The 13,859-nt window shown below is 36.8% G+C and carries 10 protein-coding genes and 1 pseudogene; 1 reads left to right on the top strand and 10 read right to left on the bottom strand.

Annotation, left to right across the window (positions count from 1 at the left end; genetic code table 11):
• Positions 1–37: 37 nt before the first annotated feature.
• From bioB to NG806_RS05115, 4 genes and pseudogenes are all read right to left on the bottom strand, one after another.
• A complete protein-coding gene (bioB, locus tag NG806_RS05130) occupies positions 38–1,033 on the bottom strand; it encodes a biotin synthase BioB (protein ID WP_214824947.1) in 996 nt (331 codons plus the stop codon).
• Positions 1,026–1,634 (bottom strand): dethiobiotin synthase, encoded by a 609-nt coding sequence (gene bioD, locus NG806_RS05125; RefSeq protein ID WP_261512203.1) that lies wholly within the window; start codon positions 1,632–1,634, stop codon positions 1,026–1,028. Before bioD ends, bioB begins: the two co-directional genes overlap by 8 nt.
• Positions 1,635–1,713: 79 nt before the next feature.
• Positions 1,714–2,825: pseudogene (locus NG806_RS05120) on the bottom strand (aminotransferase class I/II-fold pyridoxal phosphate-dependent enzyme).
• Between the two features lie 2 nt (positions 2,826–2,827).
• On the bottom strand, positions 2,828–3,445 hold the full coding sequence (locus NG806_RS05115) for a hypothetical protein (RefSeq protein WP_214824954.1): 618 nt from the start codon (positions 3,443–3,445) through the stop codon (positions 2,828–2,830).
• A 65-nt stretch (positions 3,446–3,510) separates the two neighbouring features.
• Between NG806_RS05115 and NG806_RS05110 the strand changes: the two genes are divergently transcribed.
• Positions 3,511–4,998 (top strand): aminotransferase-like domain-containing protein, encoded by a 1,488-nt coding sequence (locus NG806_RS05110; protein ID WP_261512200.1) that lies wholly within the window; start codon positions 3,511–3,513, stop codon positions 4,996–4,998.
• 329 nt (positions 4,999–5,327) lie between these two features.
• Here the strand turns inward: NG806_RS05110 and NG806_RS05105 are convergent, their stop codons facing one another.
• The 6 genes from NG806_RS05105 to NG806_RS05080 are packed head-to-tail and all read right to left on the bottom strand — an operon-like array spanning position 5,328 to position 13,857.
• Entirely contained in the window at positions 5,328–6,527 is a 1,200-nt protein-coding gene (locus NG806_RS05105) for a PepSY-associated TM helix domain-containing protein (protein WP_390882573.1), read from the bottom strand.
• A 2-nt stretch (positions 6,528–6,529) separates the two neighbouring features.
• Entirely contained in the window at positions 6,530–9,016 is a 2,487-nt protein-coding gene (locus NG806_RS05100) for a TonB-dependent receptor (protein ID WP_261512196.1), read from the bottom strand.
• Entirely contained in the window at positions 9,003–10,391 is a 1,389-nt protein-coding gene (locus NG806_RS05095) for an AMP-binding protein (RefSeq protein WP_261512195.1), read from the bottom strand. Before NG806_RS05095 ends, NG806_RS05100 begins: the two co-directional genes overlap by 14 nt.
• Before the next feature lie 4 nt (positions 10,392–10,395).
• Positions 10,396–10,641, bottom strand: a complete 246-nt coding sequence (locus tag NG806_RS05090) for an acyl carrier protein (protein WP_214824969.1) — start codon at positions 10,639–10,641, stop codon at positions 10,396–10,398.
• A gap of 1 nt (position 10,642) precedes the next feature.
• On the bottom strand, positions 10,643–12,046 hold the full coding sequence (locus NG806_RS05085) for an MATE family efflux transporter (protein ID WP_261512189.1): 1,404 nt from the start codon (positions 12,044–12,046) through the stop codon (positions 10,643–10,645).
• Positions 12,043–13,857, bottom strand: a complete 1,815-nt coding sequence (locus NG806_RS05080; RefSeq protein WP_261512188.1) for an IucA/IucC family protein — start codon at positions 13,855–13,857, stop codon at positions 12,043–12,045. Before NG806_RS05080 ends, NG806_RS05085 begins: the two co-directional genes overlap by 4 nt.
• Between the last annotated feature and the right edge of the window lie 2 nt (positions 13,858–13,859).

Here is a 13,859-nt window from a genome sequence, read left to right as displayed (position 1 = left end):
TCGGAATTCTCAACTTTCCACTTTCAATTTTCAACTATTATAAACTGTTCATCCAAACTTCTTCTGCTCTTTTCTTTGGTTTCAGCCCCAGATTATTCAGCATCTGCATATCTTCAGATACGCCTGGATTTGGTGTTACTAGTAACGTTTCTCTTTCTCCTGTAAAAATTGAGTTGGCTCCGGCCATAAAACACCATGCCTGTTCAGATTCTGTCATTTCGATTCGGCCGGCACTTAAACGAACCATTGATGAAGGCATGACAATTCTTGCGGTAGCGATCATTCTTACCATTTCCCAGGTATCTACTTTTGGATTGTTTTCAAGAGGCGTTCCAGGTACTCTCGCTAAAGCGTTAATTGGAACTGATTCCGGGTGTCTGGGCATTGTTGCCAATGTCAATAACATGGAAATACGATCACCATTGGTTTCTCCAAGACCTATAATTCCTCCGGAACATACTGTAATTCCTGCGTTTCTAACGTTATTGATCGTGTTAATTCTATTGTCAAATGTTCGGGTAGAAATGATTTCTTCGTAATATTGTTCGGATGTATCCAGATTATGATTGTAAGCATATAATCCAGCTTCCTGAAGTCTTATCGCCTGTTCTTCTGTGAGCATTCCTAGTGTACAACATACCTCTAATCCCAATTCGTTCACCCCTTTTACCATATCAATAACCCGGTCAAAATCACGGTTATTACGAACTTCACGCCATGCGGCAGCCATACAGAATCTTGAAGAGCCTGAGTCTTTTGCTTTCTGGGCATGTTCAATTACTTTTTCTGTAGGCAATAAAGCCTGTACTTTGATATTGGTATGATAACGTGCTGCCTGTCCACAGTAGGAACAGTCTTCCACACAACCTCCTGTTTTAATAGATAATAAAGTAGATATCTGTATTTCTTCCGGATTATGCCATTCGCGATGTACAGTAGCCGCCTTGTAAATAAGCTCCATTAAAGGCTGATTAAATATCTCTTCTATTTCCTGTTTGGTCCAGTCATTTCTAAGTTCTGTTTTTTTATCCATTTTGTAAATTGTTTGCGATTAATTCTATTTTTTCCTTTGTAATAAAATCTACATCCGGAACTCTGATTATTTTTGTTTTTTTATTCGTGTAATTGAGTATTATTCTTTCAGTATCAGGAGGAAATTCTCCGTTTAGGATTAAGTATTCGAGCAATAATCCTTTTTCTTTCAATGCCATTATTGATAATAAAGTATGGTTGATACATCCCAGATAATTTCTGACGACCAAGACCACTGGAAGTCTTAACTTTTCGATGAGATCAATCATTAATTCATTATCTGAGACGGGAACCATCAATCCCCCAGCTCCTTCTACAATAAGAGAATTTGATGTTTCCGGTAATTGAAAATCATCAACCCGAATTTGTATTCCTTCCTCCGCAGCAGATTGATGGGGTGATGCGGCCAATTGTAAACGATAGGTTTCAGGATGACAGACTACCCCGCTTCCTACCCAATCTTTGATTTTCATACTGTCCGTGTTATGAAGGTCTCCCGATTGTATTGGTTTCCAATAATCTGCTTTAAAATGTTGAGTTAAAATAGCGGAACAAACGGTTTTTCCTATTTCGGTTCCTATTCCGGTGATAAATAATTTCATGTTTCAATATTTTCGTAAATGTGAAATGATAAAAGTCCAGAATTGACCATCTGTTTTATTGTTTCACGATTTTACTTTCTTATATAAATTCTTTAAGTGTTCTGACAAGCTCTATAATTTCTTCTTCGGTATTAAAGCTGTGCAGACAAACACGTAACCTTTCTGTACCTTCTTTTACAGTAGGACTATAGATAGGGTATGTAAGCATTCCTTTTTCAGATAAATTATTTTGTAAGATTTTTAATTTTTGATTATCCCGGATTATAACTGCCTGTATAGGACTGTTTTCTGAAGAAGGAGTTTTAATAGCCTGTGCCCTGAAAATATTTATGTTATACTGGAGCTTTAGTGATAATTCAGGATGCATCTGAAGAAAATCATACCCAATTTTTATGGACATCCACTGTATATCCTGAGCAGAAGTAGTATAGATAAAAGGAGAAGCAAAATTGATAAGATAGGTTTTGACCAGTTCATTGGTCAGTATTGCTGCACCGTGAGCACCAAGTGCTTTACCATAGGTAATTACGGTAGCCAAGACATAATCCTGTAATTGATGTTCTGTAACCATTCCATATCCTAAAACTCCAAAAGCATGAGCTTCATCAACCAATAAACCTGCAGAATATTTTTCAGCGAGTTGAACAATTTCCTGAAGTGGAGCAAAATCTCCTTCCATCGAATACAAGCTTTCTATTGCGATATAACATGTGCCATCAGTTCGTTGAAGTTTATTTTCTAAACTATCAAGATCATTATGTTTGAATTTTTTTTTTTTGCATGAGACATCATACAAGCATCGTGTACTGACCGATGAATCTGGTCATCAATGATAATCGTATCCTGCCTTCCGGGCAGTGTTGAAAATAACGCCAGATTAGCATTATATCCGGAGGGGAAAAGCAATGCTGAGTCATATTGATGTTGTGCGGCAATAAATTCTTCAGTTTCTGCAGCTGTTATGCTATTGCCACTAATCAGCCTTGATCCTGTACTTCCAGATAATAATGCTGGATTGTCCTGAACTTTTTCAAGCAATAATTGTTGAAGCTCCTTATTTCTGGCTAAACCTAAATAGTCATTAGAATAAAAATCAACTCCTTCAGTTCTATTCTTTAAAGACCTGAAGATTCCCTGTTCCTTTCTCTTATCTAATGCCTGTTGCCATTGAACAAACTGACCTGCTGACATTTCTAATTAAGCTGTATTACTTCTTTAGCAATAGAATTAATCCATTGATCGTGTAATTCATGTTCTATTTTCAGGATATTTTCAGCATGAGCCTGCCAGTCTTCTGAAAATTCATTCAGCTGATTGATCATTTCTTCAAGATGCCCTTCTTCTTCCAGAATAATAGATTTTACCATAATTTTAGAAGATTCTTTAGTAAGGATATCCTGATATACGGGATATAATTCGTCGGCGCGTACCTCTATCGCGTAGGTCACAAAAAGGTAAGCAGCATATTTAAGCTCTTCTTTATTTAGCGTAAATGCTTTCTGTAAATATTTACAGGCTTTAATATCCAAAGAATGAAGATACTGTCGTGTAGCTAATGAAGCCAATAGCTCTTCTTTTTCATAAGTTTTACAATAATCAGGATTCAGTTTTCCAATCTGCTTTTTCAGGTAATAAGCATGGCGGTGCTCCTCTGCAGCATGTTTTAGCTGGATCTGACTAACCTGTGTGGGATGTTCGCAGCTGGAGATTTTTCTGGCCCCTGCATTCTCCATAAAAGATAATGTGTTCAGCCATTTGGCGTGAATCTCATTATTCTTTACAATGCTTTCTAATAGATTGTAAAATTCCATGTATTTTTATTTTGGATCAAATGTAGTATATTGCCGGATGGTTGAATGGTGCCAGTTTTAATATTATGGATAGTCCGGTTGAAATTCCGTATCAAAGTTTTGTAAAAATCAGCAGAACCTCAGATACTTCAATTTATATGCAGATTGCAAATCAGCTCATTAATGCAATTCAGAGAGGTTTTCTTCCTTTTGGAACTAAGCTTCCTGGAACCAGAGCTTTAAGTCAGACCCTTGAGGTTCACAGAAATACGATTGTAGCGGTCTATGATGAATTATTTTCCCAGGGTTGGGTAGAAAGTATTCCAAATAAAGGGACTTTTATTATCGGGAAAAATCATGATGAACCTTTACCTTTTAAAGAATTCGGAAAAAATGATCTGGAACATTATCCTAAAATAACCGGTTTTTCTTTTAAAACATCCAATATTCTGGACAATCCATTTGAACATTCTGCCTGTGAATATCTTTTTAATGATGGGGTGCCGGATATCAGACTGACACAGATTGATCAGCATTCTAAGATATACAGTGCTATTTTGAAGCGAAAAGCACATCATAAAATGCTTGGCCATTACAACCATGACGGGAGTGAATTTTTTAAAAAGAATCTTTCCAGATATCTGAATCTTTCGCGGGGCTTGCCTATTTCAAAAAATAACCTGCTCATTACAAGAAGTACGGAGATGAGTATTTATATTGTTTCAGAAGTTTTGCTGTCACAGGGAGATACTGTATTGGTAGGTGCTTTGAGTTATTTTTCCGTTAATATGATCTTTCAGAAAGCAGGTGTAAATATTGTTTCAATACCGATTGATGAAGAAGGTATTATGGTAGAAAATGTACGGGAAGCCTGCAAAAAACAAAAGATACGCATGCTGTATCTTACACCCCATCACCACTATCCTACCACAGTAACATTGAGTGCACAGAGAAGGCTGGAATTGTTGAACTTAGCGAATGAATTTGGATTTATTATCCTAGAAGATGATTACGATTATGATTTCCATTATGATAAAAGTCCTATCCTTCCATTAGCCAGTGCAGATACGAACGGAATGGTGGTCTATATCGGTTCATTTGGGAAATCATTGGCACCGGGATTTCGAACCGGGTTTATTGTAGCACCAGAAAATCTGATGGCAGAACTGCGGAAATATTTAGGAATTATAGACCGGCAGGGAGATATTCTGATGGAACAGGTTTTGGGAGAAATGATTGCCGAAGGCGAAATTCATCGTTATCTTAAAAAATCAGTTAAAACTTATCAGGAAAGACGAGATCAATTTGCTCTTTTACTGGAAGAATATTTAGGAGAATTCATAAAGTTTCAAAAACCATCAGGTGGTTTGGCAATCTGGACAGAATGGAATATTTCGATGAACCTGATGCAGCTAAGCCGAAATTGTGCTCAGAACAATCTTTTTATCCCTAAAACTTTATTATATCAGAGTAAAGATCTTACTGCAATGAGATTGGGTTTCGGTAATCTGGATTTTGAAGAAATGAAACAAAGTATAAAGATATTGTCTGAAAATGTGAGAAAGCTTATTTAAACGTGGAATTCTTTGTATTTAAATAATCTCTCACTGTTCCTTGTATTTTAATTGATCTGCGTAATCTGTAAAATCTGCGAGAGAAAAAACTATTAATTTTTAACGCAAAGATTTATAATTGATACTTTTGAATTTAAGAAGGCAAAGATGAATCAACAAGTTGATTGAAGAAGCGAAAATCTAAAATTTTAAATAATTATATCTTGGAGATCTGGCAGATGTTTAGGTTTTATTAATCTGCGTAATCTGTGAAATCTGCGAGAGAAAATTTAGATTTTAAATTAAAAAAGAGCAAATATAATTTGCACTTTCTTAGGTCTTGTTTCTTTTTATTTTGAAAAAGAATGTCTTTTTTTATGAATATGATAATGCTTTCTTTTTTGAGGTCGCTTCTTTTTTCTATTTAAATAAATGATAAATCCTGTGATAGGAAGTGAAACAGCGATCATCCCTGCAAATAAAAATAAAAACCTCCCTGCAAGTCCGAATATACTTCCGGTGTGCAGATCATAGTTTCTTTCTCTTAATGCAGTTCCATAGCCTATATTCTTGTCTTTATAAGATTGATGTTTTAAAATTTCTCCGGAATATTGATCAAAATTGAATTGCTCATTCTGGTATTGTTTATTACCGTAAGTCACTTCAGCATAATAGGTTCCCTCCTCTTTCTTAGGAAAGGTGATAAGTGCTGATTCTTTACCGGCTAAAGTTTTTTCTACTTGACTTCCAACAATATTTAAAATGTCCTTTTGATTTGAAAAATCTCCAGATGGTATTTTACTTTTAGCTTTTTGTTCAGTATGGGTTTTTCCATTCAATGTTTTCTTTACCCATTTATCAATATCTTCAAAATTCCATATCACTGCGGCATATGAAATAAGAAGCAGAGGAATAACAGCATAGAAACCGAGAACATTGTGACTGTCGTAATTAATTCTTTTCCAATTGGCAGATGTTTTAATAGAAAACATACCTTTTAAAGCATTCTTATTCATCTTTCGGGGATACCAGATCACCAGTCCTGAAAAGAGCATAATCGCTAAAATTAGTGTCGAATATCCTGTAATGGTCTTCCCTATTTTCTCTCCAAGTAAAAGTCTTCGATGAAGGTCCATGACGATCTCAAAAAAATCTGTTTTTGCATTTTCAACTTCTAGAACTTTTCCGGTGTAAGGGTCAATATAAACCCTGTAATAATGAACATAAGTACCCCAATAAGTCAAGGCTTCGTTATTCATTTTTAAAGAACGGAATGCATAACTTCGGGATGGGTCTGAAGATATTTCTACCCTGCTGACTTTTAGGCTGTCTGGCAATGCTTGCTCTGCTTTTAATTTAAGCTCAGAAAACTGTAGTTTTTCCTTCTTTATATTTTTTACGAAATACTTTTCCGGATAGAATGTATGTTTTAATTCTTTTTCAAAAGCGAGAATACAACCTGTGACTGCCATTATTACAACTATAAGCCCGGACGTTAGTCCGAGCCATAGATGTATTTGATATGTAATTTTTCTAAATCTGGGATTCATTGTTAAAACTTAAGACTTACCTCCGCAACAAAGTTACGAGGCATTTGAGCTACTACAACGCCCTGTCCTGAAAAATACTGTGCATTTCCTAAATTATTCATTTTAAATCCTAATCTGTACTTCTCTTTTTCAAGAGATATAGAAGCGTTGACCAAAGTATAGGCCGGGAATATAAATTGTCCTGTAGCTGCATTATCGACAGTGATCTGTTGACCAACACGGTTAACTCCAAAACCTACGCCTAGCCCTTGAAGTCCGTTGATTGGAAGTATATAGCTGATCCATGAATTGAATATATTAGCTGGGCCTGCAGTTGATGGACGGCGACCTTCTGTAGCAGCAGCTGATCTCACAAATTTACTGTCATTATAGGTATATCCTGCCATAATGTTAAGACCTTGAATCGGATTCAGGATAGTTTCAATTTCAATCCCTTTACTTTTCTGCTCTCCATCTTGTGTTGTGATTCTATAATCGGTTCCATCACGATTCACTACAATTTCCTGAGGCATATTGTCAACAAGAATATCATAATACCCAACTGTGAAATTCACTTTATTTCTCCACAAATTTCCTTTTACTCCTACTTCCCATTGTTTAGCCATTTGTGGCTTCAAAACACCACTGTAATCAGGTAATGGCTGTGTAACTGGGGCTGTATAGCTGAAACCGTTCATATAGTTGGCATAAGCAGATAAACGATCTTTAAAGACCTGATACAATAAGCCTACTTTAGGAGACCAGGCATTCTGATTAAAGTCTCCCGTACGGGTATTATTGTTTAGGTTAAGTTGTCCTTTACTTTCATAATGATCAAAACGTAAACTAAGCAAAGTAATCAAACGGTCTGTAATATAAACCGCATCTGAAACATATGCCCCATAAACATTAGACATTGCCGTATTTCTGATCATCGGTGATTTGTTAAGTTTGATAGCAGCATCAGTAAATTCTTGTATTTTTTTAAGTGCTAGATCTTTAGATATACCTCCATATGTCCCCGTTATTGTTACTGGCGGTGACCCTGGCGTTTGCACTTGTACTGGCGCTGTAAGATTTTTACCATCAATTTGATCAAATACAACAATTGGAGAATTATTATTGTTTAAAGACTGATTCAAGTAGTCTAACCCAACAAGTACTTTATTTTTGATGTTACCAATTTTAAATTCTCCATTAAAGTTCTGTTGAATGCTGGTAGATGCCCCTTCAGAATTCTGCCACTGTACATTTCGTTCCAATAGGTTATCAGTATTTCCTCTCATGAACTGATACTGGTATAATCCTTCTGTTTTTCTGTAGTTTCTTGAGATCAAAGTCTGAGAACTCCAGTTATCAGAAATTTTATAATTCACCTCAGCTTTTACATTGATTGATGGAGCTTTTAAGGTCATATCATTATTTGAATAAGACTTTTTCCAGTCAAACCCAAGTTCATCTGGAGTCCTCGAGGTAAACTGTCTGTTTCTCGGCAAAAAGATGATCGGCGTGTTAGTTCCTTCATAGGTGTAAATCTGTGCACCCAGATTGAACTTTAATCTGTCATTTACCTGGTAGCTGAATGTTGGAGCTACAAACATTGACTTTCTGAACTCAGAATCTCTGAATCCATTTTGATACTGATAAGCAGCATTCAAACGGAAAAGTGTTTTTCTGGAGTCAGTAATAGGGCCATAAACATCCGCTGTAACACGGTTAAGGTTATAGCTTCCCAAAAGATAAGAAACCTCACCTCCGAAATAATCTTTCGGTTTTTTTGTTACTACGTTGATCAACCCTCCAAAAGAGGTAACCGCACCACCATACAATGTTCCGGAAGGTCCTTTAATGACATCGATACGCTCAATATCAGCAGGATCAATTTCCGAGTTAGTTGTTGCTGGAACACCATCTACCATAGAAACCCTTGTAGGGAATCCTCTTAAATTATAATAGAAACTACCATCTCCTGCTCTTCCCGGGCTGCCCTGCATTTTTACAATACCCGGAACATTTTTTAAAGCATCCGATACATCATAAACAAGCTGTTCTTTCAGGATCTGCTGATTGATACTGGTGTACATCTGTGGATTTTCCAAATTTTTCAATGGCATTTTTGAAATTGAGGTACTGTCTTTATCCAGAAATTTATTTCTGCTAAAAGCATACACCGTAATTCCTTCAATAACATTGTTTTCTACTGCGGTGTAGATCACCGGGATTTCGTAGACATCTTTCTCAATACGGATGGGTTCACGAGTCAGTTCAATATCATTTAAAACCACCTGAAGCGTATAGTCTCCAGCGGGTACATTTTCAAAATAATATTCTCCTAAATTATTGGTTTTCGCCTGATATGGCGTATTTACTAATCTTAAAAGTGCATTTTTTACAGGCGCTTTATCAGACAGCATGATCTTGCCGTTTACGCGTTCACTCTGCTGTGCAGAGACAATAAGAGGAAAGCTGACAAGAAGTAAAAGTAATATAATGGTTCTAAATGTTTTCATGCTGTAAGTTTTGTAACAGTGGATAGTTTATTTTGCCGTTTTGTGATAATGGGAATGATTCTATGTGTTCGGTGCGTACGTACTGCGGATTGATACGAAGTTTATTCTTAATGGTATCCGTAATGATCTGAGGATCGATCTCATTGTTGTCATAAAGAACAATGATCTTTTTGTCGTTAGAATTCAGACATACAAACGTATTTCCTTCCAGTTCATTTTTAAGGATAAATTCAACTTCATCCAGGTTAAGACGAATTCCGAAAAGCTTCATGATCCTTTTTATCCTTCCTGTAATATAATAAAGTCCATTCTTTCCTCTTTTTGCTGTATCTCCTGTACGAAGAACTGAAGGTCGTTCATAAGAAGAAAGGTCTTCGAGTTTGTTGGCATAACCGCCACAAATACTTGGGTGAAGAAATAGAAGTTCATCCGTTTCTTCATCGATCTGAAAACTTCCACCTTGTACTGGAGTACCAATAGAAGTTTCCTCTTCAAGAAGGCCTTCTGTTGTAAGATAGGCCATTCTTCCACCTGCTTCAGTCTGTCCGTATTGGGCGTAGAATTCTTTTCCAAACTCCTGGCAATAATTGAAAATGGTCTTTCTCAATTCACCATTAATCACTCCTCCCGTATGGGTCATGTATCTCAGGCTGCTGCTGTCTTTTCTAAAGAATCCTATTCTGTTAAGATTTTCATATAGATAAGGAACACCACCCAATGTACTGTATCCATATTCTTCCATTTCATCCCAGAATGCTTTCTGCATGATATCTTTATCTGTACATACTATTTTCGCAGCACGCATACAGTTGGTGGTAAAAATAGAAAATCCGTACACGAAATTAATCGGTACGTTTAATGGGACAACATCAGTTTCGAGAATGGGCATATACTGAAGGATGCTCAATGCGTTCTGATAAAGATTTTCATCAGAAAGCTTAACCAGTTTAGGAACTCCTGTTGTTCCTGAGGTACTCAAGAGGATCTTGATGTCAGGATGAATTGCAACTTCGGGTTTATAATCTTCTTTAACAAAGATCTTTACCGTTTCTGAGAATTCCTTTAAAACATATCCCTCAACCTCTTCCCTTGATGGGTCAAAGATGTATTTCGGACGATACTCTGTTTCCAGACGGTCTTTGAAATCTGTATGCAGTTTTTGTCCTAAGACTGCAATAGCATGTGCTGTACCATAAAAATTGAGAAGAACCTCAATACTTGACAGCTGATTGTCATTGTATAAAAAGATCAATCCTTTTTCTACAGGATTTAAACCCAATGACCGATATAGTGTTCCTATCGGGACACTTTTGCCGCTGGAAGCCTCCGTGAAAGAGAGGCTTCTATTGGCAATTACATTTTCTAAAATTTTCATATACTTAGTTTTCTACGAGTACATCGTATTTTTTCATTTTTTCACGGATTTTACCGACCGTTCCCATTTCAAGAATGTCATTAAAATCAAACTTTACCTGATAGAACTGCTCCAATGCTTCTACGATAAGTAAGTGAGACATAGAATCCCATTCAGGGATTTCCTGATACGTAAGATTTTCATCTACCATTTCTTTCTTTACCGCAATTGCTGAAGCAATTATTTCATAAAATTCGTCTGTTGTGTGCATTTTAAATTTTTATAGTTTTCCATTTACCATTTTTGAAGATCAATAAGAATAATACAGCCAATACGATTTCTGAAGAAACGATTGCTGTAAATATTCCTTTCAGTTCCCAGTGAAGTCTTACTCCAAGGAGATAAGCTAAAGGAAGCTGAATAACATAGAACATGATCATATACAGCAGCGTTACCTGCATAATATTGCCGGCTGCATTTAGAGCACGGCTGATCACCATTGTAAAGCCAAGTAATAAATAAGCCATAGAAACCACGTGGATGTACTGTATTGCATATCGTGCGACTTCAGTTTCGGAAGTGAAGAATGTTACCACATACTCTGCTGCAAACTGCCAGAATAAGGCAACTGCCACCAGGTAAGTCATATTGATCCCTCCAGCTCTCCACACCGTTTTTTCTGCACGGTCCGGATTTCCAGCTCCTAAATTCTGTCCTGTAAGAATTCCTGCAGCGTTTCCTATTCCCCAGGCGGGCATTGTCGCTACGGAAGCAATCCTTTGGGCAATGATGTAGCCTGCGAGAGCAGTTGTCCCGAAAGTAGCTATAATTTTAACCATGATCAGCCAGCTGGAAGCAGGAATAATGTACTGCACCAGTCCGCCAAAGGTGATTTTTAGTATTTTCTTTATTAAAGGCACATCAAAGTGAAACTTTACCAGAATATTGATACTGGTTTTGCCTGTAAGAAGAATAAAGAATTGGTACAAAACAGCTAATAGTCGGGATAAAACGGTAGCATAAGCTAACCCCATCAATCCGGAAGCGGGAATAAAACCAATTCCAAAAACAAAAATCACTGCGAATACCATACTGGAGATATGACAAAGCCAAAGGGATTTCATCGCAAGAGCTGCATCACCGGCTCCCCTGAAAAGTCCATTAATAGAAAGACGCAGGATAACCAGGCCAATACTTAAAAATACGAGCTGGGAAAAAAGTAATCCATGGTCAACACTATTGGGTTTAATTCCAAGAAAACTGATGATATCGGATGCAAAAATAAAAGATAACCCACCTATTAACAATGCGAAAGCTGCTGCTAATAATATGATATAATGAGCGGTTCTGCTCATGCCTTCTCTGTCTTTTTCTCCGGCTCTCCTTGCTGTTAATGTTGCAGCAGCGATACCAAGGCCAATGGCAATAGCATTAGCAAAATTGATGTAGTTATCTGTGATCCCTACAAGCCCAAGGACCTTATCTCCTAGCCTGGCAATAATTAAAAGATTGATACTGACAAAAAGAGATTCCATTACAAGCTCCATGACCATGGGAATGGCCAGGCTAAAGATAGAACGGTTGATGCTTCCGGTTGTCAGTTCGGTTTTTTTCCCGGCTAATGCTCCATACGCAAATACAGAACCATCTTTTACAAGATGCAGAAACTTTCTCATATTGCCGCGACAGAATTTTTATTCGCTATCTGATACAGTGGATTTGGTAGTGCTCCATCTTTCTTTGGAATAGCAAATGCCTTATTTTCACTGTATCCGTTATTTTTTAAACGCAGGCTGTTGATATAGAATCTTTTGAATGTTGGAACATAAAGATCATATTTTTCGTAACGTTCCTGCAAATGAGGATTGTCATTTTTATAGCTTTCAATACATTCGTGAACAAGGGTCCAGAATTGATTTTCTTTAAAGTCTGAATGCGTGTGCAGGGCATCCGATAAATATCTGAAGAAAGCATCAAACACACCCAGAAGAATAAATAACGGAATATTCTCTTTATTTGAAGACTGGATCAATCCATCTGCCAGATGATCCGGTAATTTTTCTCTTGCTTCTGTAGTTAAAACAATATCATCTACAAAATCTTTGATCACGATTCTTTGTGGAAGTCCATTTTTCAGTACTACCATGATATTCTCTCCATGAGGGGTAACACATAAAGAATGGGTATAATAGATATGAAGTAATGGAGTAAGATAAGCATCAAGATAAAGGGTTATCCATTCTTCAATACTTATTCCCGCTTTTTTAGCAAATGCTTCTACCAGTGAATTTCCTTCCTCATCTACGTACAGCAAAGAAGCCATGGTTACCATTTCTTCATCTCCTTTTAAATAATTAGATGCACTTTCACGCCATAAAGCACCCAGGAATTCATTATACTGATAAGGAACATTCTGAATAGCTCCATATTGTGGATGTAAATAAGTAGTTGCTGCTTCTTCTCCCAGGAATATAGTTCCCTTATCTGCTAAATATGTATCATCTTTGATCAATCCTTTTACCCAGTCTGTAATAGAAGGTGCAATTTTCATCTGTTTAGGGGAAAGTCCACGGATGTTTCCTGTACTCAAAATAGATACTGCTGTCTTTAAATATCTTTTCTCAGGATTTTTAGTATTGAATAAAGTACGAATACTTTGCTGTGCACTGTATTCATCATTACCTTCTCCCAGAGGAATAAGAAGTCCGTTTGCGATATCACCTGCATAATGGATCTTTAATTTATTTTCCCATTGCCAGGGGTGTACAGGAATAAGATTAAAGTCACTAATTGATTTTCCACTTTCAGAAAGTTTTTGCTTAAAGCTTTCATACAGTTCATGACCGACTTCTGAACGGTAGAACTCTTCTTTTTGAATGTTTTCCAAAGCCTGGAAACTCGATCTGTCCTGATGTGCAGCAAACCATAGAACTTTTAAAGGCTGATCAGCTTCAGGAGAGTAAGTTTGTAGATCCGTAGGAGAAAAACCCAGACGGCTTTTGTTAACGATCACCCATGGATGTCCTTTCATATGGTGCTCTATAACCTGATAACCGGCTTCAGCTAAATCTTTTGAGGACATTACTCCTTTTTCAAGGATCAGTGCATCACAGTATAAAGTATGTAAAAGCTCTTCTGTATATCTTGCTAACGTATTGGAATCAAGATCGAATACTGGCTGCATTTCCAAAAAGAACTGAGGAACATCGATTGACGAACTTACATTCCCGTTTTCATGTCTTTTAATGCTGTTTTTATCAATAAACCAGTAATCCATAAGTCTTTCCTGGCCACGGAAACTGTAAACTATATTTTCATTTCCTGTTTCAAGTCTGAATACAGTATATCCTTTTTCATCTTCAAAATCGGCTGTTGGTTTTAAGAGTTCTTCATGCATTAATTCTGCAATGGTCTTAGCCATAAGATCTCTGTTAGCTTGCTTCCAGTTTTCCTGGCTGATTATTGTATTGTTTAATGTGTTGTTCATAA

This window comes from Chryseobacterium paludis (genome assembly GCF_025403485.1).
GTDB lineage: Bacteria > Bacteroidota > Bacteroidia > Flavobacteriales > Weeksellaceae > Chryseobacterium > Chryseobacterium paludis.
The sequence above is the reverse complement of the archived record's forward strand: the minus strand, read 5'-3'. Positions and strand labels throughout refer to the sequence as shown.